General features: G+C 44.5%; 15 protein-coding genes. 4 read left to right on the top strand and 11 right to left on the bottom strand.

Annotated elements, in window-relative coordinates:
• Positions 1-12: 12 nt before the first annotated feature.
• The 3 genes from C7460_RS03430 to C7460_RS03420 form a co-directional block, all read right to left on the bottom strand.
• Positions 13-573, bottom strand: coding sequence for a hypothetical protein (locus tag C7460_RS03430; protein WP_115866674.1), 561 nt, complete (start codon positions 571-573; stop codon positions 13-15).
• 155 nt (positions 574-728) lie between these two features.
• A complete protein-coding gene (gene groL, locus C7460_RS03425; RefSeq protein WP_115866673.1) occupies positions 729-2,369 on the bottom strand; it encodes a chaperonin GroEL in 1,641 nt (546 codons plus the stop codon).
• Between the two features lie 42 nt (positions 2,370-2,411).
• Positions 2,412-2,690, bottom strand: a complete 279-nt coding sequence (locus C7460_RS03420; protein ID WP_115866672.1) for a co-chaperone GroES — start codon at positions 2,688-2,690, stop codon at positions 2,412-2,414.
• 223 nt (positions 2,691-2,913) lie between these two features.
• Between C7460_RS03420 and C7460_RS03415 the strand changes: the two genes are divergently transcribed.
• The gene (locus C7460_RS03415; RefSeq protein ID WP_115866671.1) at positions 2,914-3,627 is read left to right on the top strand and encodes a hypothetical protein; all 714 of its coding nucleotides are present in this window, start codon (positions 2,914-2,916) and stop codon (positions 3,625-3,627) included.
• Here the strand turns inward: C7460_RS03415 and secG are convergent.
• The 6 genes from secG to C7460_RS03385 form a co-directional block, all read right to left on the bottom strand.
• Positions 3,624-3,983 carry a preprotein translocase subunit SecG gene (gene secG, locus C7460_RS03410; protein ID WP_115866670.1) on the bottom strand — a complete coding sequence of 120 codons (360 nt, stop codon included), beginning with the start codon at positions 3,981-3,983 and terminating at the stop codon, positions 3,624-3,626. The genes C7460_RS03415 and secG overlap by 4 nt on opposite strands.
• Before the next feature lies 1 nt (position 3,984).
• Positions 3,985-5,394, bottom strand: a complete 1,410-nt coding sequence (locus C7460_RS03405; protein WP_115866669.1) for a hypothetical protein — start codon at positions 5,392-5,394, stop codon at positions 3,985-3,987.
• Positions 5,395-5,434: 40 nt separating this feature from the next.
• Positions 5,435-5,959: an LPS assembly lipoprotein LptE gene (gene lptE, locus C7460_RS03400; protein WP_115866668.1), complete on the bottom strand. Its 525-nt coding sequence runs from the start codon at positions 5,957-5,959 to the stop codon at positions 5,435-5,437.
• A complete protein-coding gene (locus C7460_RS03395; protein WP_115866667.1) occupies positions 5,943-7,253 on the bottom strand; it encodes a sigma-54 interaction domain-containing protein in 1,311 nt (436 codons plus the stop codon). The genes lptE and C7460_RS03395 overlap by 17 nt, the downstream gene beginning before the upstream one ends.
• The gene (miaB, locus tag C7460_RS03390) at positions 7,254-8,717 is read right to left on the bottom strand and encodes a tRNA (N6-isopentenyl adenosine(37)-C2)-methylthiotransferase MiaB (RefSeq protein WP_115866666.1); all 1,464 of its coding nucleotides are present in this window, start codon (positions 8,715-8,717) and stop codon (positions 7,254-7,256) included.
• 76 nt (positions 8,718-8,793) lie between these two features.
• Positions 8,794-9,528 carry a YceI family protein gene (locus C7460_RS03385; protein ID WP_115866665.1) on the bottom strand — a complete coding sequence of 245 codons (735 nt, stop codon included), beginning with the start codon at positions 9,526-9,528 and terminating at the stop codon, positions 8,794-8,796.
• Positions 9,529-9,655: 127 nt separating this feature from the next.
• Between C7460_RS03385 and C7460_RS03380 the strand changes: the two genes are divergently transcribed.
• From C7460_RS03380 to C7460_RS03370, 3 genes are read left to right on the top strand one after another with little or no spacing between them, the layout of a single operon-like run.
• Positions 9,656-10,180, top strand: coding sequence for a gamma carbonic anhydrase family protein (locus tag C7460_RS03380; RefSeq protein ID WP_115866664.1), 525 nt, complete (start codon positions 9,656-9,658; stop codon positions 10,178-10,180).
• The gene (locus tag C7460_RS03375; protein WP_115866663.1) at positions 10,164-10,685 is read left to right on the top strand and encodes a DinB family protein; all 522 of its coding nucleotides are present in this window, start codon (positions 10,164-10,166) and stop codon (positions 10,683-10,685) included. The genes C7460_RS03380 and C7460_RS03375 overlap by 17 nt, the downstream gene beginning before the upstream one ends.
• Positions 10,686-10,709: 24 nt before the next feature.
• Positions 10,710-11,054: a phage holin family protein gene (locus tag C7460_RS03370; RefSeq protein WP_115866662.1), complete on the top strand. Its 345-nt coding sequence runs from the start codon at positions 10,710-10,712 to the stop codon at positions 11,052-11,054.
• A gap of 3 nt (positions 11,055-11,057) precedes the next feature.
• Here the strand turns inward: C7460_RS03370 and C7460_RS03365 are convergent, their stop codons facing one another.
• Positions 11,058-11,984, bottom strand: coding sequence for a PorP/SprF family type IX secretion system membrane protein (locus C7460_RS03365; protein ID WP_115866661.1), 927 nt, complete (start codon positions 11,982-11,984; stop codon positions 11,058-11,060).
• Between the two features lie 14 nt (positions 11,985-11,998).
• Positions 11,999-21,103: a gliding motility-associated C-terminal domain-containing protein gene (locus tag C7460_RS23610; protein ID WP_221409436.1), complete on the bottom strand. Its 9,105-nt coding sequence runs from the start codon at positions 21,101-21,103 to the stop codon at positions 11,999-12,001.
• Positions 21,104-21,258: the final 155 nt, after the last annotated feature.

Here is a 21,258-nt window from a genome sequence, read left to right as displayed (position 1 = left end):
TTTAAGAATAGATTAGTTGCTTTCGTACTTGTCTAGAAATTCCTCATACTTCAATCTGAGGTCGTCTACTGAGTTGTTAAGAACACCTGTGTAGTAATACATTGCCAGGGCCATATTGGACTGATCCAGGGAGTTTTGATGGGCGAGAAAAGTGCCCACATTGCTAAAAAAGCTAGCAGCAAAATCAGTGTAAAACTGCTGGGTGTGGTAGATGTCAGCTGCGTCCAAAAGAAACTGCGGGTCTAAATCCTGTACCGCATTGCTACGCTGAGCTGCTTCCCAGGCCCCATGTGTGAGCAATTCGAAATGATAGAAAAATGGAACATAGGGAATGTCTTCACTATCGAGCTGTACTAAGGAGTCGAGGAGTACTGAGTATTCGCTGTTGTTGGTCAGCAATGAATCAGTTTTCAAATAGTTTTGATGACATTCGGATATGATGGCTTCCTTTAAAGCCGTTGCTGTGGCTTCATTGTCTAGCGACTGCTTGTAGGCATTTAGGCCCAGAGCGAGCAATACGGCGAACACCACCGAGACAAACTCGATGATAAGGTTAGGTATGGAGATTTTCATGATTTCCTAAAAATAAGAAAAGTCTGAAAATCGTCTAATAATTATTGCGTTAACTTCGATGAACATAGAGTCTCATCAAAAATTTGATAGTGATACAAAAAAAAAGGTCGATTCAGAACTGAATCGACCTTTTTTAAAATACTGAAGCGTTTTGATTACATCATGCCGCCCATGCCACCTGGCATTCCGCCACCTGGCATTCCAGCAGGAGCTGCTTCCTCTTCAGGGTGATCAGCTACTACGCACTCGGTAGTCAATAGGAGTGAAGCGATAGACGCAGCGTTCTCCAATGCCAGACGAGTAACTTTAGTAGGATCGATGATACCAGCTTTGAACATGTTTACATATTCGCCAGTAGCAGCGTTGAATCCGTAATCATCTTTGCCTTCTTTCACAGCGTTTACTACTACAGAAGCCTCACCACCGGCGTTTCCTACGATCGTTCTAAGAGGAGCCTGGATAGCGTTGAAGATGATTTTTACACCAGTAGTCTGGTCGATGTTGTCGAGTTTCAGCCCTTCGATGGCTTTGAGCGCTCTGATCAGTGCTACACCACCACCAGCTACGATACCTTCTTGTACTGCAGCTCTTGTAGCGTGTAGTGCATCATCCACACGGTCTTTTTTCTCTTTCATTTCTACTTCTGTAGCCGCACCTATGTAAAGGATAGCCACACCACCAGAAAGCTTAGCAAGACGCTCTTGTAGCTTTTCTTTGTCGTAATCAGAAGTAGTGTTCTCGATTTGAGATTTGATTTGGTTTACGCGTGCTTCGATATCTTCTTTTTTACCAGCACCGTTTACGATGGTAGTATTGTCTTTATCGATGTTGATTTTCTCAGCAGTACCGAGGTAATCAAGCGTAGCGTTTTCTAGTTTGTAGCCTCTTTCCTCAGAGATTACTGTACCGCCAGTAAGGATAGCGATATCCTCAAGCATTGCTTTTCTTCTGTCACCGAATCCTGGAGCTTTCACAGCAGCGATTTTCAGTGATCCTCTGATTTTGTTTACTACGAGCGTAGCAAGAGCTTCACCTTCTACATCTTCAGCGATGATCAAAAGTGGCTTGCCAGTCTGAGCAGTAGCTTCGAGGATAGGAAGCAATTCTTTCATGTTAGAAACCTTCTTGTCGTAGATCAAGATGTAAGGGTTTTCCAACTCAGCTTCCATTTTCTCGGTGTTGGTCACGAAGTAAGGAGAAAGGTAACCTCTGTCAAACTGCATACCTTCTACAGTTTTCACTTCAGTTTCAGTACCCTTTGCTTCTTCTACAGTGATCACACCGTCTTTACCTACTTTGTCCATTGCGTCAGCGATCATTTTACCGATCTCAGCGTCGTTGTTAGCAGATACAGAAGCTACCTGAGCGATTTCTTCGCTAGTAGAGATTTCTTTAGACTGAGTACGTAGGTTTTCTACTACTTTAGCCACCGCTTTGTCGATACCTCTTTTGAGGTCCATAGGGTTAGCACCAGCAGCTACGTTTTTGATACCGTGACCGAAGATCGCCTGAGTAAGCACGGTAGCAGTAGTAGTACCGTCTCCAGCGTCATCTGCAGTTTTAGAAGCCACTTCTTTTACAAGCTGAGCGCCCATGTTTTCGATAGGCTCCTTCAATTCGATTTCTTTTGCTACAGAAACACCATCTTTGGTTACTGTAGGTGCACCGAATTTCTTGTCAAGGATTACGTTTCGGCCTTTAGGTCCGAGGGTTACTTTTACTGCGTCTGCAAGGATGTCTACACCTTTCTTGATGCTATCTCTTGCGTCGGTATCGAAGAAAATATCTTTAGCCATAATTATTTCGATTTAAGATTTTTAAGAATTAGGTAATTCGGGTTATACGATTCCGTAAATGTCAGCTTCTTTCATGATCAAATACTCTTTACCATCTATAGACACTTCAGTGCCTGAGTATTTGCCATAAAGTACCTGGTCGCCCACTTTCACGTTGATAGGCTCGTCTTTCTTACCAGTACCAATAGCGACAACCTCACCTCGCTGAGGTTTTTCTTTTGCAGTGTCAGGAATGATGATACCTGATGCGGTTTTCTCTTCTGCTGCCGCAGGCTCTACCAGAACCCTATCAGCCAATGGTTTGAAATTAACTTTTGACATGTTCGTTGTTGTTATATGGTTAGTTAATTTGTTAAACTAATCTTTCGAATAGGCCTATGAGCATTTTATATGCCAAAGGGAGAAAAATGCCTGATTTTATTGTTTTGTCAGTAATTACCTGACAAAATATCAGTTTGGTAGTTGGTGTCTGTCAGTCTATCTGACAGTTTGCCATTTTGTGAATTGCTTATTAATTTTTTAGTGATAAAAAACACCACAGCGTATGACAAACTTGAAACATGACTGGCTCACAGATGGGATGATCGATTATGAGTATAAGAAGTATGTGTTGCTGGCTTATTTGCAAGACATACGAAAACGATTTGATGCCTCGGAGCTTTTTCCGTTTTTGTCAGACTTGATCATGCATTACCGCAATCTGCAGCAGGTTAAAGCCAACAAGGAGTTGTACTATGAGAACTTTCCCAAGTCTATCTCAAAGGCTGATTTTGAAAAGTTGCAGTTTACTTACAAGCGCATCATTCATGATGATGAAGTGATGGCCGAGATTGAGGAGATTATTGGGTTTGCGCTGCCTCAGCTAGAAGAAACGATAGAAGAGGGGAAGGAGCTCTATGACCTGGTGGAGGAGCATCTGGAGGTAGAAGAGGTGGGCTTATCGCCTATCTATAAGAATGAAGGGTATTTCCTGTTCAATCAGGATGCTGCTCGTGATGTGAAGGTGTACCGCTATCAGTTGTCGGTGTTTGAGCGGGCAGATGAGAAATACCGCGCTATGAATACCACGTTTGTAGCAGATGACTTTAAGGATATCAGCCGGACATTTGAGCAGATCAAGCTGGATCTGGTGCGGCGTTTTAAGGAATTGCCAAACCCGGCAACTTTTTGTGTGGTGAGTAAGCTAAAGTTCCCTTTGCCACAGACTGTACTGCCAGTGGCAAAGAGAATAATACTGCGTAAGCTTTCTACTGATTAGTTGGTAGAGTCACCCTCTAAGCCAAGATCCTCGATAGATCCGTCCTCAGCAGAAGGTTGTATGCTTTGCGAAGGAAGTACGGTGCCCTGAGCGTTTTCGATGTTGGGTGAAGAGAACTGTTGTGTGTTTTCAGTAATAAAAAAGTTTGTAGCCAAAGTCAGCACCAAAAGTGCTATGGCAAATCCCCACGTTAGTTTTTCCAGCAGGTCGCCGGTCTTTTTTACTCCCATGATCTGCTGGGTGCCACTTCCACCAAACTGGCTGGAAAGTCCTCCTCCTTTTGGGTTTTGTGCCAACACAACAAGGATCAGTAGCAAAGCTACGAGGATGATAATACTTACAATCAGCGCGTACATTCTATCTCTCTTTATTTAATTTTTTAATAACGTCGGCAAAGTAAACCGATTTTTCAGGAAATTTCACCATTAGTGCTTCATATATTTGAATGGCGCGCTCTATACTGCCTTGCTCCAGATAGATTTCGGCTAGATACTCTGAGGCTATGTCTGGGTGAAGTAGTGTGCTGTCTCCTGAAAGGTCCTCTTCGCTTTTCACAGGAGGCTTGGCCTGTGCGGGAGTGATCGATGGGTTTGTTTTGATAAAGTTGTCAATTATGGAGTTTTGATCAACTTTCGGACGCTCTCCTTTGTCTTCTTTTCCTTCGGTCTTATTGCCTTCGTCTTTCTTCGTAGCAGTTTTTTTACTGGCCGGCTTGGTTTTGCTGGTTTTCGAAGTGCTTTTCTTGGCTGCTGTGGACTTGGAAGCTGAAGATTTTGCTGTCGTAGATTTCTTGGTAGTAGCCTTTTTTGCAGTACTCGCTGAGGTAGACTTTTTACGACTTGTTCGTGCGGATCTCGATTCGGAAGCTTTTTTTACGGGTTCAGCATCCGATGTTTCTTCCTTTTTAGCCTTTGTTGATTTTGTTTCGCTAGTCTTGGCTTTGGTAGTGCTTGATTTAGCGGTTGCCTTTTTTGATTTTGAAGCGCTCGCTTTAGGTGTTTCTTTTTTAGCAGATTTAGTGGCAGGCTTGCTTGCTGCTTTTTCTTCGTCTTTGGCCTGGGGCTTATCTTTAGCTGTTTCCTTTTTAGCGGCTGCTTTTTTAGTCTCTCCAGCAGGTTTGTCCTTAGCGGCAGCTTTGGCTGTAGCTTTTTTTACGGCATTGGAAACGGCTTCTTCTTCGGCCAGCTGATCTTCTATTTCTTTTAGTTTGGCTCTGTTGGACTTGAGCTCTTCCAGGTCCTGATAGAGTTCATCTATGATATGATCTAGATCTGAAGGAGGTCCGGGCTCTGTAGAAACTATAGGAATGTCTACCTTTTTCGAAGCAGGTGGCTCTGCTTTGGTTTCCTGTTTTGCTTTCGGAGGAGTAGCTTCTTGTTTGGGGAGCTCCTCCTGTGGTGTTGGTTTCGGTTGCTTTTTGTCTTGTTTGGCAGGCACCACAGGGGGAGTGGTACTTTTCTTTATGGCTTTGCTGAGATCGCGCTCGTGATCTGCCTCATGTGATTCATGTACCTGGAGTGGGTTGAGAAAAATGAGCTCATCGTTGATGTAGCGTTTGAGCAGTGCACGGTCGGTAGCATAGATGGCAGCAGAGTTTATCCTGAGGCCAGCTTTTTTATTTTTTAGTTGCTTACTGGCTTTAGCTAGCAGCGTTCTTGCTCCCTGAAAATAAGGGTAAGCTTGGATAAGGTCTTCCAGTTCTGATAGCGATTGCTCGGTTACTTCTCCGGGTTTTCTCAGGTGTTCAACAAATTTCTGCTTATTCACGAGGAACTATTGAGTTGATTAAAATCTAAATTAAGAAAAATTACCAATTTGCCACAGAGGCATTGAAGATATCGAGAATGATCTGGTCAAATATCTCTTCGGAAAATTGTTGCTCTTCAGATGACAAATCTGTAGAGTTTTGGTCGTAATCAACAAAAAACGAAAACTTTCGCTCAAAGTCAAATTCATCGTCCTGTGTATTGATGTAGCTGGCAAAAACCGTGATGGTAATGCGCGACATGCTAGAAAAATCAGCCTGATCGTTGTTGCCGGATGCTGTGGCTGACACGGGTGTGATGGTATAGTCGGCAATATAGCCATCCAGCTGTAGGTCGCCATTTTCGTCTACCAGTGTCAGGCTTGTATTTTGTTGGTAGTAGTCTTTGATCATTTCCGTAAAGACTACACTCATATTGGACGGGCCTAGTGTGGCGTTGTTGTAAAACGTACCAATGGAGATCGTTTTTACGGTAGGCGAAATAGACGCTCCTGTGAAGCTATATACACCGCACCCTGTCAGTGAAAAGAGTAAAAGTAGGGCTATGCTATTAGTTATCGATCTCATATTGCTTGATTTTGCGATATAGTGTGCGCTCGGATATGCCCAAATCTCTGGCTGCATATTTACGCTTGTTATTGTTTTTCTGGAGTGCCATGATGATAAGTTCCTTTTCTTTCTTTTCTAGCGAAAGGGAGTCATCATCTTCCGTCTCGTGCGTGATATCTTCGATATCGTAGGTGTCTGTATCTTCTTCTGTTCGCTCCTTGCCGGTTTCCAACATGATTGGTTTTAGTGGGTTCGGCGTAGGCTCTTCACGAGGCTCTGATGGATATGCCGGCGGTGGGGCCGGGGTGTCCATGTCGTTAAACAAACGCTTATGCTGAGAGAGTATTTCACTTCGGGAGGTGTCTTCAGACAAAATCTGATGGATCAACCCCTTCATTTCAGACATGTCTCTTTTCATGTCGAACAGCACTTTGTAAAGTATGTCGCGCTCTGAAAAGTTTTTGTGCTCATCCGAGCCCTTTTCTCCACTAACCAGTGCCGGCAAATAACTGGTGGTCTTTGGAAGGTATTTGAGCAGGGTGTCAGCGTCTATTTGGTGGTCCATCTCCAGGACACTCATTTGCTCTACCAGGTTTTTGAGCTGCCTGATATTGCCTGGAAACCTAAACTTCATCAGCATTTCTTTTGCTGAGTCTGTGAGGCTTATGGGTTTGGTTCGGTAGTTGTCAGAAAAGTCGGTGGCAAACTTTCTAAACAGGAGCAATACATCTTCGCCGCGCTCTCGCAAAGGCGGCACCATGATGGGAACGGTATTTAGTCGGTAGTACAGGTCCTCTCTAAACTTGCCTTTTTCGATTGCTTCTGTGAGATCCACGTTGGTAGCGGCTATGATTCTCACATCGGTTTTGAGTACTTTGGAAGACCCTACTTTGATAAATTCTCCGTTTTCCAGCACGCGGAGTAGTCTGGCTTGAGTACTTACGGGCATTTCCCCGATTTCATCCAAGAAAATGGTGCCTCCATTAGTTACCTCAAAGTAGCCTTTTCGCGCTTCGTGAGCCCCAGTAAATGCTCCTTTTTCGTGACCAAATAGCTCGGAATCGATCGTGCCTTCAGGTATAGCTCCGCAGTTGATTGCTATAAACTGCCCGTGCTTGCGGTGTGATAAGCTGTGAATGATTTTGGAGAAAGACTCCTTACCGGCTCCGCTTTCGCCAGTGATCAGCACGCTCATGTCTGTAGGTGCCACCTGCATGGCTACCCGTATAGCATTGTTTAGCTTCGGAGAGTTGCCAATGATTTCAAATCGTTGTTTTACGGTTTGAATTTCTGAGTCTATCTTGTAGTCCATTTACTCTACGATTTCTCCGAAAAGGGTCGCTGCTGTACAGTCATGAATTTTAACGTTTACGTATTGACCCTTTTGTTGTCCTGTATTTTTGAAGATTACTACTTTATTGGCGGTATTTCTGCCTTGTAAGTCTTCATCTGAGCGCTTACTTGTTCCTTCTATCAGTACCTTAAAAGTTTTGCCGATATCTCGCTTGTTGCGCTCCAGGGAGTGCTCTTGCTGTTTGGCAATGATTTCCTGAAGTCTTCGTTTTTTTACTTCCAGAGGGATATCGTCTTCGTACTTTTTGGCAGCCAGTGTACCAGGTCGCTCGGAGTAGAAAAACATGTATGAAAAGTCGTATTTTACATAATCCATCAACGAGAGCGTATCCTGGTGCTCTTCCTCGGTTTCGGTACAAAAACCAGCAATCATGTCTGAGCTAATGCCGCAATCTTCCCCCAATATGTCTCGGATTGTATCCACACGGTTGATGTACCACTCACGGTCGTAGGTGCGGTTCATCAGTTCGAGTACTCTGCTGTTTCCACTTTGAGCAGGCAGGTGGATGTATTTACAGATGTTTTCGTATTGCTTCATGGTGTGCAATACCTCATCAGTGATGTCTTTTGGGTGGGAGGTGGAAAAGCGCACGCGCAAGTCCGGGCTTACTTTAGCTACCATCTCCAGTAGGTTGGCAAAGTTTACCACTTCATCAACTCCTTGTTTTTCGAGTCGGGCTTTGTTGTTTTCTTCTGCAGACCATTTGTAAGAATCCACGTTTTGGCCAAGTAGTGTTACTTCCCTGAATCCATTTTGAAACAATTCTTCTGCTTCTTTTACTATGGAGTGTGGGTCTCGGGAGCGTTCTCGTCCACGTGTGAAGGGCACCACACAGAAAGAGCACATGTTGTCACATCCACGCATGATAGAGATGAATGCCGTTACGCCGTTGGAGTTGAGGCGAACGGGTGAGATATCTGCATAGGTTTCCTCTCTAGAGAGGAACGTGTTCACTCCTTTTTCACCGTCTTCGGCTTGTTTTACGAGGTTAGGTAAGTCACGGTAGGCATCTGGCCCTACTACCAGGTCCACGATTTTTTCCTCTTCGAGTAGCTTTGCTTTGAGGCGTTCTGCCATACAGCCGAGGACCCCAATGGTGACTTCCGGACGATCTTCCTTGATTTTATTGAACTGTGTAAGTCGTTTCCTTACTGTTAGTTCGGCTTTCTCACGTATCGAGCAGGTGTTGAGCAGAATGACATCTGCCTTATCGAAAGAAGAAGTGGTATCAAAGCCCTCTTTCTGTAAAATGGATGTAACGATCTCACTGTCAGAAAAATTCATCTGACATCCATAGCTTTCTATGTATAGTTTTCGGGCCTGGTCGTTGTTGCTTTCTTTCGAAATTTTCACTCCACAACTCTCGTCTTGCTCTTCGGTCTTTTTGTCCAAAAGCTCAAGATCTGCTATCACCTGCGTCATATTCGAAGTAGTTTCAATTTTTAAGGAAAGGCAAAGATAAAATGAAATTTAAGACTGTGCCATTTTGGCAGTATTATCATTTGTCTTCTATGGGCACTTCCAGGTATATGCCTGCATTTACCGTGTTGTAAATGAACCGGTCTTTGGCTTTGTCCACTACGTTTGCTTCACTGTTGTAGGACAATTTCCAATCTGTGCGATCGATGTTAAACTTAGCTTCAATCACGTAACGCTTACTTTCTCTTTCGATTTTGGCCGGGAAGGAAATGTTTTTGGTGGTGCCACGCATGGTGAGATTTCCGCTGACGATGTGAGTGGGTGATGCTACCATAAATTCGCTCAGTTTTGCTGGAGCAAATTCAGAAGGGTACTGCTCCTGATCGGATGCTACCAATGTGGAGTCGTATGTGCTAATATCTGTCACCTCAAAGGAAGCAAAGGGATGTGCAGACTCATGAAAGAAATCATCTGACAGCAGATGCGTTTTAAGTTTTTGATTTTTATCAGGGTCTTCTATATCCATCACCTGTAGAGAGGAGATGTTTATTCGGATAAAGGCTGCTACAAGGGTGTCCTGATAGATAGAAACTGTACCTGAGTCGAGCGCGATAATGCCATTGTGCTGACCAGTAGGTTTGCTGCCAATCCAGGTAACTACTGAGTTGGTGGTGTCGATGGCCAGGTGATCAGCCAGCTCATGGATGCGCTGCACACGCTGAGCTTCTGTAGCTTCCAGGTTGTCTTTCGCTGGTTGGGTACATGATGCTACGGTGATAATCACCAAAGCGACAATAGATAATATTCGAATCATGGTTGTTGTTTTTGCTCGTGCGAAATTAAAGTTTGCGAGTGGTTGATTCGTGTTCTCGTTCACTTTTTTAGTGAAAACGATTACCTTAACGTCCTTGCAATTTATAAGGTTTTAAAAACGAAATGATATGGCCCTGATTAAATCTGTACGTGGAGAAAAACCAGTCTTTGGTAAGGACTGCTGGCTGGCGGATAATGCCACAGTGGTAGGAGAGGTGCAAATGGGAGATGACTGCACGGTGTGGTTTGGTGCTGTGGTGCGCGGCGATGTGAATTACATCAAAGTAGGAGATCGTACGAATATTCAGGACAATGCCACGATTCATGGCACGTTTGAAAAGGCACCGACGAATATAGGCAGTGACGTGTCTATAGGACACAATGCCATAGTGCATGGGTGCACACTGGAAGATGGTGTGCTGATAGGAATGGGTGCAATGGTGATGGACGGAGCTGTGGTGAAAAGTGGGGCTATAGTAGCAGCCGGAGCAGTGGTCTTAGAAGGCACTGTAGTAGAAGCCAATAGCATTTATGCAGGCGTGCCGGCTAAGAAAGTAAAGGAAGTGGATGGTAAGAATAAAGAGATGCTCAAAAGAATAGCAGGAAATTATTTGAAATACGCAAATTGGTTTAAAAATGAACAAGATCAATAAACCGGCACCCGCAGAGTATGCGCATTTTTATAGTGGGTATATATCGGAGGTAGGAGATGAGAACATACTGGCTTTCCTAAAGAAGCAGTCCAAAGAATTTGTTGAGTATATCAAACAAATTCCTGATGAGAAGCTTTTGTACAAATATGAAGCTGGCAAATGGAGTGTGGCAGAGGTGCTTGGGCACATCATCGATACGGAGCGTGTCATGGCGTACAGGGCGCTTCGGTTTGCCCGAGGTGACAAGGCGATATTGAGTGGTTATGATCAGGATGAATATGTAGCGGCAGGCCGGTTTGATGAACGATCACTCTCCTCACTGGTTGCCGAATTTGAAGGCTTGCGAGTTTCTAATCTGGAGTTTGCCCAAACACTGAATGAAGAAGAAAGTGTGCGAACTGGCGAGGCTAATGGAGCTGTGTTTTCAGTAAGAGCGCTACTTTATGTGATGGCCGGACATTTGCAGCATCATTGGGATATACTTCAGCAGCGATATTTAGATTGATATTATAGACTAAAACTCACTTAGATGAATTTTCTTGTAAGACTTTTGTTGTCCTCTTTAGCGGTTATTATCGTATCCTACCTACTTCCTGGCGTGTATATCGAGGGTTTTTTGGCGGCTGTTATCGTGGCGCTGATCCTTTCCCTCTTAAACCTCACCGTGAAGCCATTGTTAATCATCCTCACTATTCCGCTCACGGTTTTTACATTGGGGCTTTTCCTCCTTGTGATCAATGCGCTGATGATCCTTTTGGCTGATGTGATCGTTCCAGGCTTTGCCGTTACGGGGTTTTGGTGGGCACTACTCTTTAGTTTGTTGCTTTCACTTACCAATGCACTCCTTGCAGACCTGAGTGGCTCACGCAAGTAGCATCTAAAAATATACGGGGCACTCCGGATCCTTCTTATAGTTGTGCAGCTTGATGCGGTAGTTGACCAGTACTTCGTGTGATCCTGTGGTTTCAGTATTGATTTCACTCGTAGTGGCGTCATAAGCATAGCCAACGCGGAAGTTTTCATTAAGAATTAACTGGCCAATGAAGGTGATGTCGTTGGAGTTTCGGTAGCTGAGTCCTACATAAGCTATGTCTTCGAAGATGACTATGCCTGAAATATCATAAGCAATACGGTTTTGCTCCTGAATGCGAAGCAGCACTGAAGGACTCAACTTGATATTGGGAGCCACCGGGAAAATCACTCCACCGGTAGCATAGTAATACCTGCTTTCACGAGAGTCTGAGGCTAAGCCATCTTCATCTTCGAGAACAAGTGTTTTGTTTTCAAGTAGGTAGGGTACTGAAATGCCTGCATACATGTTTGGGTTGGCAAAGTAAACTCCGGTTCCAAAGTTTGGAGTAAACCGGTTTACCGTACCGCTGAAGTAGGGGTCGCTACTGTCAAAAACCTCTAATTCGGAGAAATCCGACCTGCGGCTATCAAACCCACCTTGCAGTCCCAAAGCCAGTATTCCAATTCCCGTTTTTATTTTATATGCATAGCTGCCATAAAGAGAATTGGTGACATGAGCACCGATTTGGTCATTGGCAGCATATAAACCTACACCTATGCGGTTTGACATGAATGAATTGTGTGCCGTGAGCGCGGTAAAAGTAGGAGCCCCATCTACGTTTAGCCACTGCCTTCTATGCACCGCAGTTACTGATAGGAGGTTCAAGCTTCCCGCATATGCAGGGTTGATGAGCAGTCCGTTAAACGGATAGGTAGAGGTAAGCGGACGCAGCTGGGCGAAGCTCGAAAAGCTTACCATAAGAATGCCTAATGTGAATATTAACTTTTTCATTTCTCACGCTTAATTTAACGAACTAACTCTAAATATCCCTGTACTACTTCAGATCCATCACCTTTATCGATAAAGTAGAAGTAGGTGCCAACTGGCAGATCCAATCCTGATCTTCCAATATTGTTCTGACCTTCAAATCTTCGGTCATTGTTGTTATAACCTTCGATTTCGTATACCAGCGATCCATCTCTGTTGTAGATACTTACTCTGTTGTTAGGGAAGTATTCCACACAATCGATCATGAGGTAATCGTTCTTACCATCACCGTTTGCTGATACGGCGTTGTAAATCTTGATAGAAGCTCCGATTACAAAATCTGCAGTGTATTCACATCCATTGTCAGCTGTGAAGGTAACTGACCAGTTTCCAGGTCTGGCATTGCCCAGCACTGGATCAGTGCTGTATTCAATACCATCTGGATCTATCCAGGATGCAGCAAGTATTTGATTGTTTTCTTCAAAGATGATGCGTGCACTACCTGTGAAGAGGTTGATCGAGTTGTCTGTATTTCTCAGACAGTTAGACATGGTCACATCGATGGTGAACGCAGGGTCTACAATTTCACCTCTTACTTCCACTGGCTTATCTGCAGATTCACATCCGGTAGCTATGTTCACGGCTCTTACAACATAGTTGATAGAGTCGAGTCCTTCTACTTCGCTACCTATGAAGGCTGGAGTAGTCATGTCAGTTTCAGCATACCATTCAAATCGATAGCCATCTGTTTCACCATTTACTCTGGCAAATGCTCTGCCGTTTGGCACGGAACAGTTGGTACGATGCTCAACTACCGTTACCGAAGGTAAACTTGGCAGAGCAATGGACTCGTCCATGATGAACTGCTGCATGGCTTCACATCCAGACTCCAGGTCGGTGGCCACTACAGTGTAAACACCCACTGCCAGACTGTCGATGTTATTGCCAGTATGAAGTACTGTACCAGTGGTGTCAGTACCAGCATACCAGTCAAACTGATAATTGAATATTGGTTTGGCTGTAAATCCAATAACAGCTCTACCGTTTGGTTGATCTTCGTAACAGATGGTAACGGTATTCAGAATGTCTACTCTGAAATCTGGTCTACTGCTTTCGGTTTCATCAGCCACTTCGGCAGTCAGGATATCTGACTGACAGTATGGATCCTCAGTATCTACCACATATAGTGTATAGGTACCATTGTTGAGGTTGGTCCAGGAAGTGCCTATATGATCAGCTTGCGCAGTATCCGGGTTGCTTTGTGCTCCCACATACCAGTAGAAGTTATAGCCACTCAGAGACTTCCCATCAGGAATATTGATAATCGTAGCTGCTAGTTGTCCATTAGGATCTTCACAATAGCGATTACCTTCAGAGGTGATTTTGATATCCAGTGGATCTGGGTAATCATCCTCCATGAAGTACGTAGCCTCAGCAGTACATCCTGTAGATAGATTGGTGACAGTTACTGTGTAATTGCCTCTTGCCAAACTATCAGCAGTGAAGTTGTTTGCTTCTACTACCGTACCATTTTCGTCTGTCCACTCAAAAGAGTAGGCTGTCGTATCCTGGCTATTGTCAGCAGATACTGTAAAGGTTCCATTTGGCCTTGACGGATCACAGTTTCTCTGATAAGTAAAGCCTTCCAGACGTACGACCGGTGGAGTCGTATTGTCTTCGATGGTCACTTGTCGGATTGGAGTGATACATCCTGTATTGACGTTGGTGCCTCTCACATAGTAAGTGCCTGGAGTGACGTCATATGCCGGAGTGGCCGAAGCACTTAACGCAGGGCTGGCACTATCCTGTACAGGAGTAGGGGACCCTACCGATGGATCGGTATCGTAGAAAGCAAAGGTATAATCACTCAAAGCTCCCGTGCTGACTCCTGTGATTTCAAACAATCCATCAGATGGTTGACACGTGGTTACATCCGCTTTGGTGAGGGTTGTGATTTCCGGCTCACTAGGCACATTTTCCAGAACAAACTCAGCCGTAGTGCTACAACCACTTAACGTGTCTATAACTTCAACGGAATAAGTCCCTGCATTGAGGCTCATCAGTGAGTCATTGTTTGTGCCTACGGTGTTTCCTGCACTATTTCTCCAGATGTAATTGTACCCTGTAGGGTTCTGCTGATTGTCAGGAATTGCTCGGAGTATACCATTGGCAGTGCCCGAACCATTACACGTAGAGTCGGCTTCCACTTGCACGATTTGAACTATCGGGTTGAATGGTTCATCGCTTACATTGAATGAAAGTGGAGCTGATGCGCACTGTGAGTCTGCGGATCTTGTAACGACTATGGTGTAAGGGTTGCCAGAAGCTCCCAGACCATCAATTTCTAGCGGAGTACTGGTATCAGTATCTGTCACTGTATTGCCACTAGCGTCAGTCACGCTTATGCTAAAGTCATTGACCATTGTAGTAGAGTCTGCCGTATTGCTCGCTTCGTACGTCGTGCCTGCATGTCGGATTTTCAGAATGTTGAACGTTCCGTTTTCACTAGTACAGAAAGCATTGTTGTTGACTTCATAACTAGTAATAGCAGGGTACTCTGGATCGTTGGTGATTCGTACAGTTTGCGTACTAACGCATCCAGTATTGTTAGCTGCATCATTGTTGATAATGCGCACAGTATAAACACTATCTGGTACATCCTGAAGTAATTCAGTAGAGTCACTCACTGCAAAGGTATTGCTCACTTCACTGCCAGCAGTAGCTGTGGTGCCAATGTACCACTGATAAGAATAGTTTCCTGCAGAAGGCACCGCTCCGTCGATAGAGAGGATTTCGGCACTTCCCTGTGCCACGTTACCACCACTACAGTTGGAGTTAGGCGTAATTTCAATGTCACCGATGATCGGGTTTTGTGATCGGTCATGAACTTCCACGTTGATGGAAGACGCAAAACAGCCCGTAGCATTCGACTCAATGGAAATGGTGTAGACGTCAGGCGAAAGGTCTGTAAGTGTTGCGCTTGCTCCAGATAGGGTAGGGCTATAAGGAGAAGTTTGTCCACTAATGGTAGATCCATTGGTAGCTGTTATGGTCCAGCTGAAGTCTCCCAGATCAGTTTGAGCTGTACCACCGATGGTGATATTGCTCGCATTAAGCGTGATCTGACCATTTCCTGGTGTTTGACAAGTAGTACTGTTGGTTACTTGTGTAACTGGAACATTCAATACAGGGAACTGTTGGTTCTCAATGATTTCAAATGTTCGCTGTGCAATACATCCAGCGTTCGGTGATGAAGTATTCACTTTTTGGATCACTAGTGTGTACTGACCAGTGGCCAGGCTATCTAGTGAAGTCCAGGAACTGGTGGTGTCTGCACTACCTCTGGTACCTCCATCGTTCGGGAAGATTTCATTTCCTGCATTGGTGGTGGTGCCACGATACCAGGTAAAGGTGTAGTCACTCAAAGTGGCTGCACTTCCATCTTCCTCTATGGATACATTTAGACTTCCTGTTCCGTCAGTGGCTGCATTGTTACAAAGCGTTGAAGCTGTTTTGCTACCAAAAATGATCTCAGGATTGATAGGAGAGTCCTCTATAAGAATCTCTATAGTAGAGCTCATCACACATCCAGTGATCAGGTTGGTGGCTTCTACAGAGTAGGTGCCAGCGGCCAGGCTATCCAGCCTGTCGTTGGTGCCACTTATGCTAGATATTCTTCCGTCATTTGGATCATTGAATGCAGAGCCATCTTTTTCCCAGCTAAAGCTGTAGTCTGCAATGCTAAATGGAGTGGCGTTATCCTCTGATACCCCTGTGATTTGAATGTATCCATTAGGGTTTTCACAGTTGTAGTTGTCATCAAAAGTTACCTGAGTAGAGAGGTCTATGGTCAACTGTGCCGGATCAGATGCTACTTCGAAAGTATTGGTATGGCTACATCCCAAATTGTCAGTACCAGAAACTTTCTCTACGATGACTGTGTACGATCCTGCACTTAAGCTATCCAATGATAGGATGTTGCCATCAACATATGCGCTACCTGCGTTGGCTTGACCGGAGTTACTACCAATGGCAGTAGATTCATCGGCTAAGAAGTTAGCATCTGTGGTGGTTCCAGCAGGCACTGAAGTGCCTCTATACCACTGTACAGTGTAGTCGCTGAGTGTAGCATCTGCACCATCTTCACGTATACGAAGGGTCAGTGATCCATCTCCAGTATAGCCATCTACGCCATTGACGCAGTAAGTATCAGCTGTGCGTGCGGTTTGCTGGATGACAGGTTCTACGCTTTCGTCAGTTATTTCAAATTCGAAATCTATAGAGGTAGAAGGACACCCTGTTGTATTGTTGCTGAAATTTAAGGTGTAAGTTCCTGCTTCCAGATTAGTGATCTGGTTAGATGTACTCGCAAGTGGACCTCCAGGCCCTGTCCAGCTAAAGGTGTAGTTTCCAATATTGGAACTCATGGCATAGATCACCCCATCTTCTCTGATCGTATCTATTCGTATCGTTCCATTTCCTGGTGAACAATTGGTGTTGTTGACCAGAACGTAATCATTTGATTCGATAGATAAAATAGGCTGATCGTTGATGACGTTGTAAGTAGCGATGATGTCACATCCTGCGTTTGGCGCGGTAGTTCCATCTTTCTGTATGTATACGGTATAGCTACCAAACTCGAGCGAGTCGAGCTGGGTGATGTCAGCTCCAATGTCTGCTGATCCTCTAGCCGCACCAGTGGTGTTGCCCTGGTTGTCGAACATGAAAGAAGCATCACCTGTGCCACCCGCAGGTCTGTTCGTGAATGCACCTCTGTACCATTCTACGGTGTAGTCTCCAAGGTTAGCAGCAGCACCCGCTTCGGTGATGTTTACATCGATGGTACCGTCACCGTTTTCATCGGCTCCGTCACAGAATGCATCAGCAGTTTTAGAAGCGAGCTGCACGACAGGGTCTACCTGTACATCGTCGATGGTTATTTCGACGGTAGCGACACTACAGCTAGTAGAAGTGTTGGTGATTGTAGCTGTGTATGTACCACCAACAAGCGCTGATATAGAGTCAGAAGCTACGCTGACGGTATGAGTAGCTGGACCACCCGCCCATGTTACCGAGTAGTTAGTGTTTGAAGCAAAGTCTACGAACGCACCATCCACTTCCACACCGAGTATTTTGATTGCTCCGTTCGGGTTGTCACAGTTTTGGTTGTCCATAGTGACTACCTGAGAGGCATCAGAAACATCTACCGAGAATGTAGGCTGATCGTTGATGATGTTGTAAGTAGCGATGATGTCACATCCTGCGTTTGGCGCGGTAGTTCCATCTTTCTGTATGTATACGGTATAGCTACCAAACTCGAGCGAGTCGAGCTGGGTGATGTCAGCTCCAATGTCTGCTGATCCTCTAGCCGCACCAGTGGTGTTGCCCTGGTTGTCGAACATGAAAGAAGCATCACCTGTGCCACCCGCAGGTCTGTTCGTGAATGCACCTCTGTACCATTCTACGGTGTAGTCTCCAAGGTTAGCAGCAGCACCCGCTTCGGTGATGTTTACATCGATGGTACCGTCACCGTTTTCATCGGCTCCGTCACAGAATGCATCAGCAGTTTTAGAAGCGAGTTGCACGACAGGGTCTACCTGTACATCGTCGATGGTGATGTCAATTAACTGAGAGCTTACACATTCAGTGGAATTGTTCGTGATTCTGAGTTTATAGGTGCCACCGGTAAGGTCATCAACACGATTGTCTGTCCCGGTGCCTGTACTACTTACCGTACCTGCAATGGCTGTAATTCCATCATTCTGGAACCATTCAAATGTATATCCAGCAACATTCTGATCAGCTCCATTTTCTTTAACGTCTAGTACTTCGATGTAACCATTTTCATTTGTACAGTTTTGGTTGTTTCTAAGATCTAGGTTGTCGGCAATTACTATTGTAGGACGAGAAATAACCTCATTGATGGAAACTGTGGCAACAACAGAACATGTGTTATTTGGTGTCGATCTGTCTATAACCTCTAAAGTGTAAGTACCTCCATCGATTCCATCCAATGTTGAAGCGTAATTTGCTGGAGCTGCTCCATTTAAGCTTCCTACAGCACCACTGATTGTTCCGGCATTTGTTAATGCCGTGCCTGAAGTACCGGTTCCAACATACCATTGATAGTCGTAATCTGTATTTAGGTCTGCATTGGAAATTTCGAAAGTTATAGAACCATTTCCTTCATTCGCATCCGGGTCACATGAAGTGTCATCTGAGGTAGAGGTAATAGATACTTGAGGTTCTGAGGTGTTGTCATCTATAATGATTTCAAATGCAGGAGTGGAGCAACCGTTAGACGATCTCGTTGCGATAACGTAATAAGTATTCGCAAAAGGGGATCCTGTAAGATTCATATTCGCTGTAGCCCCATTCCCAACAGTGGCAGTAACGTCATTGGAAGTGTTTCCTTTAAACCATTGGAAAGTGTAATCACTAGCTGTCTGACCAACGCTAGCCACTTCTATATCTCCATCATTGATCGTGACAGTACTAGCTGGTATGCCGTCACAGTTATTGTAATCAATCACTGTGGCATTAGTTATGAAATGTTGTTCCGGGTTATTCCCAATAGTGAATGATTGTGTTGTTGAACATCCATTCAGGTGGATTGCTCCAGCAGCATTGCTGTCTACTGTTGCGGTAGCACTTGAAGTTGTACCTGTGATTGTCTCCCCATCGGAGAAAGTCCCCGATGTAATGTAGATGTACATATCACTTCCAGAATTGTCAGTAATAATTACACCATGAGCACCTCCAGAAAATGTAACTCGCTCGCCATCATTAAATATCCCACTACCAGGAGTATAATTGATGTCGAAGGTTTCTAATGCTCTTTCAACGGTGACTGTGTAATCATCAGGGCTGAGTGAATCAGGTGTAGTGGATGTCGCGGTTTCAGTAAAGATGTCTTCAGAATAAACAGTTTGCCCATTTGAATCTCTTGTCCATGTAAAACGATAACCAGGTGGTTGTTGGTTGGTAGCCGGGTTGGCATTTTCATTGGGGTCTTCTACAATCGTAACAGCAAGCCGTCCATTTGCGCCAGATGCACTTATGTCGCAATTGGTATTATCGGTAATGGTGAAGGCATCAACTATCGGTTCATGGGCAAGATCAAGGATTTCTTCATCTAAAGAGGCTGCAGACCAGCACTCGAGTGTAGAGCCAGGTGAAAATGCAGGGTTTAGTTTTTCTCTTGCTACGGCAATATAAGGGCCTGCAGGGAGTCCTTCAAATATTGCTTCATCATCAGTATTAAGTATGTCAGATGTCGTAATTAATGCCCCATTACCATCTCGTATTTCACCATTCTGAGCATTATAGGTTACAGGAAATACTGATCCATTATAAGAGTAAGGCGCAGTTCTGTCTGCAGGAATACCCGTTCCAGCATAGAGATATAAAATGTACTCGGAGATATCATCTACATCACCATCTTGATATCCTGCATTTGTAGGGTCATCTGCAAGCCCAACTCTGGCAACTCCATTTTCCGGACATTGATCCACATTTTCAACAGTGATTGTTGTTGTAGTTTGTTGACCTGCATACCCTAGATTGTAATACTCCTGGTAACGACAGTTCGTGGTTTGATCAGTAACTACAATAGTGTAAACTCCAGAAACTACATCTTCAATCTGATTGTCTGAATATGTGCCTCCAATGGCATTGGTTGTTGTGGTAGTTACCGTAATAGGAGTACCAGGATTGGATGCTAATTCATCATTTGTTTGTAGTCCTGTACCAAAGGTTGAGTCAGCTGCAAAATTTTGAGCACCTTCATAAAATTCAAAAGCAAAAGAATGACCTGAAGGGTTAGAAGCTAATCTCACCTGGAATGTGCCAACACCTGAACAGTCACCTGGTAAGATGGAAACATTGAACTCCAAATCTGGAGCATTTGCCGAAACATTATCACCAATTGTTACTGTTTGAGACGCACTGACGCAACCACTTTGAGTTTCAGTAACTACAACCGTGTAGTCTCCAGCTGCCAAACCTGTGACAGTAGCGCTTGTAACTCCCGCTGGGTTGGAGTCATTCCCCGGGTCTGTACCATTTATTAATGCTGTCGTGGTTCCCACTCCATAGTACCATTGATAGGTAAATGTACCCGGTGCTGTAAATCCAGTAGGAGGACCTGCAGGGGAAAAAGAGATACTTTCCGTATCAACTGAAGCTGTTCCATCAGGGTCGTTACAGTTGTTTTGAGGAGTTGCGCTAGTTGTTATGTTGACAGTCGGAACGAATTCATCTACAGTTACTTGATCAGTAACGAAACAATTTGTCGCATCATCGATGAATTTAACCGTATAAGTTCCGTGTTTAAGGTTGTTTACTGTCGAAGTTGACGCTATTGGAGTTCCAATTGCACTAGTGCCGGCATACCATTCAAAACGTGGAGTAGTGGCACCTGCTGATGCACTGACGCTTACAATTCCATTGGGATTACCAGTATCGCAGCTAAAGTTGTCCTGATCTACTTGAGCTGTGACACTTAATCCACTTGGTGTTTCTGCAATTGTGAAAGTTTGCGGTGTAGAGTAACATCCTCTATCGGTATCTAGAATTCTCACTGTGTAATTTCCTGGATTGAGTCCTGAGATAGTGTTTGAACTTGCTCCCGAAACGTTTACACTTGCTGTTCCTGCTATTCCTTTTTGGGTAAATATATCATCAGAATTATCAAGTTCTTTAGAGCTATCAACACCGGATCCGTAGTACCATTCATACGAGTAATTACCAGACCCATTGGCAACAGTAATGTCAACTCCTCCATTTGGATATCCAGCATTTCCTGTACAAACGTCAACATCACTGATAGTACTGGCGGATATGGTAGGATTATCCGGAGCATCAGCAATGGTTACGGTAATCGCTGTGTCACATGCGTTAGCATTTGATGTTATTAACACTGTATATGTGCCTCCTGCAATGGCATTAATGGTGGAGTCAGTTTCGGTTGCAATGGCCGTTGTTGTGCTAGCTCCTTCATACCACTGGTAGGTATAATTCGCCGATGTGCCAGAAGTGGAAGGTGAAACTTCAATTAGCCCATTGAATGCTCCTGCGATACCATCATCGCACACGGTATTGTCATCTTGAGTTGTTACCGAGAACTCTGGTTTAGCAGGCACTTCATCGATGAATACGGTGTAAGGCTGCGTAGCACATCCCGAAGAGTTGTCAACGACTACTACGGTGTAGTCATCTGAAGCCAGAGCAGTAGCGAACGTTTCCGGTCCAGCGGAAGTAACGTCTACCGAATCAGTAGCAGTAGTGAGTACTGAAG

It is taken from the genome of Marinoscillum furvescens DSM 4134 (genome assembly GCF_003386095.1).
In the GTDB taxonomy this organism is placed as follows: Bacteria; Bacteroidota; Bacteroidia; order Cytophagales; family Cyclobacteriaceae; genus Marinoscillum; species Marinoscillum furvescens.
This window is presented reverse-complemented; position numbering and strand designations above follow the sequence as displayed.

What these genes read in the sequence shown, in the direction of transcription:
- C7460_RS03395 (WP_115866667.1), bottom strand. Translation starts at nt 7,253, where the DNA reads ATGGACTACAAGATAGACTCAGAAATTCAAACCGTAAAACAACGATTT.
- secG (WP_115866670.1), bottom strand. Translation starts at nt 3,983, where the DNA reads ATGTACGCGCTGATTGTAAGTATTATCATCCTCGTAGCTTTGCTACTG.
- C7460_RS03365 (WP_115866661.1), bottom strand. Translation starts at nt 11,984, where the DNA reads ATGAAAAAGTTAATATTCACATTAGGCATTCTTATGGTAAGCTTTTCG.
- C7460_RS03420 (WP_115866672.1), bottom strand. Translation starts at nt 2,690, where the DNA reads ATGTCAAAAGTTAATTTCAAACCATTGGCTGATAGGGTTCTGGTAGAG.
- C7460_RS03430 (WP_115866674.1), bottom strand. Translation starts at nt 573, where the DNA reads ATGAAAATCTCCATACCTAACCTTATCATCGAGTTTGTCTCGGTGGTG.
- C7460_RS03370 (WP_115866662.1), top strand. Translation starts at nt 10,710, where the DNA reads ATGAATTTTCTTGTAAGACTTTTGTTGTCCTCTTTAGCGGTTATTATC.
- lptE (WP_115866668.1), bottom strand. Translation starts at nt 5,959, where the DNA reads ATGAGATCGATAACTAATAGCATAGCCCTACTTTTACTCTTTTCACTG.
- C7460_RS03385 (WP_115866665.1), bottom strand. Translation starts at nt 9,528, where the DNA reads ATGATTCGAATATTATCTATTGTCGCTTTGGTGATTATCACCGTAGCA.
- groL (WP_115866673.1), bottom strand. Translation starts at nt 2,369, where the DNA reads ATGGCTAAAGATATTTTCTTCGATACCGACGCAAGAGATAGCATCAAG.
- C7460_RS03415 (WP_115866671.1), top strand. Translation starts at nt 2,914, where the DNA reads ATGACAAACTTGAAACATGACTGGCTCACAGATGGGATGATCGATTAT.
- miaB (WP_115866666.1), bottom strand. Translation starts at nt 8,717, where the DNA reads ATGACGCAGGTGATAGCAGATCTTGAGCTTTTGGACAAAAAGACCGAA.
- C7460_RS03375 (WP_115866663.1), top strand. Translation starts at nt 10,164, where the DNA reads ATGAACAAGATCAATAAACCGGCACCCGCAGAGTATGCGCATTTTTAT.
- C7460_RS03380 (WP_115866664.1), top strand. Translation starts at nt 9,656, where the DNA reads ATGGCCCTGATTAAATCTGTACGTGGAGAAAAACCAGTCTTTGGTAAG.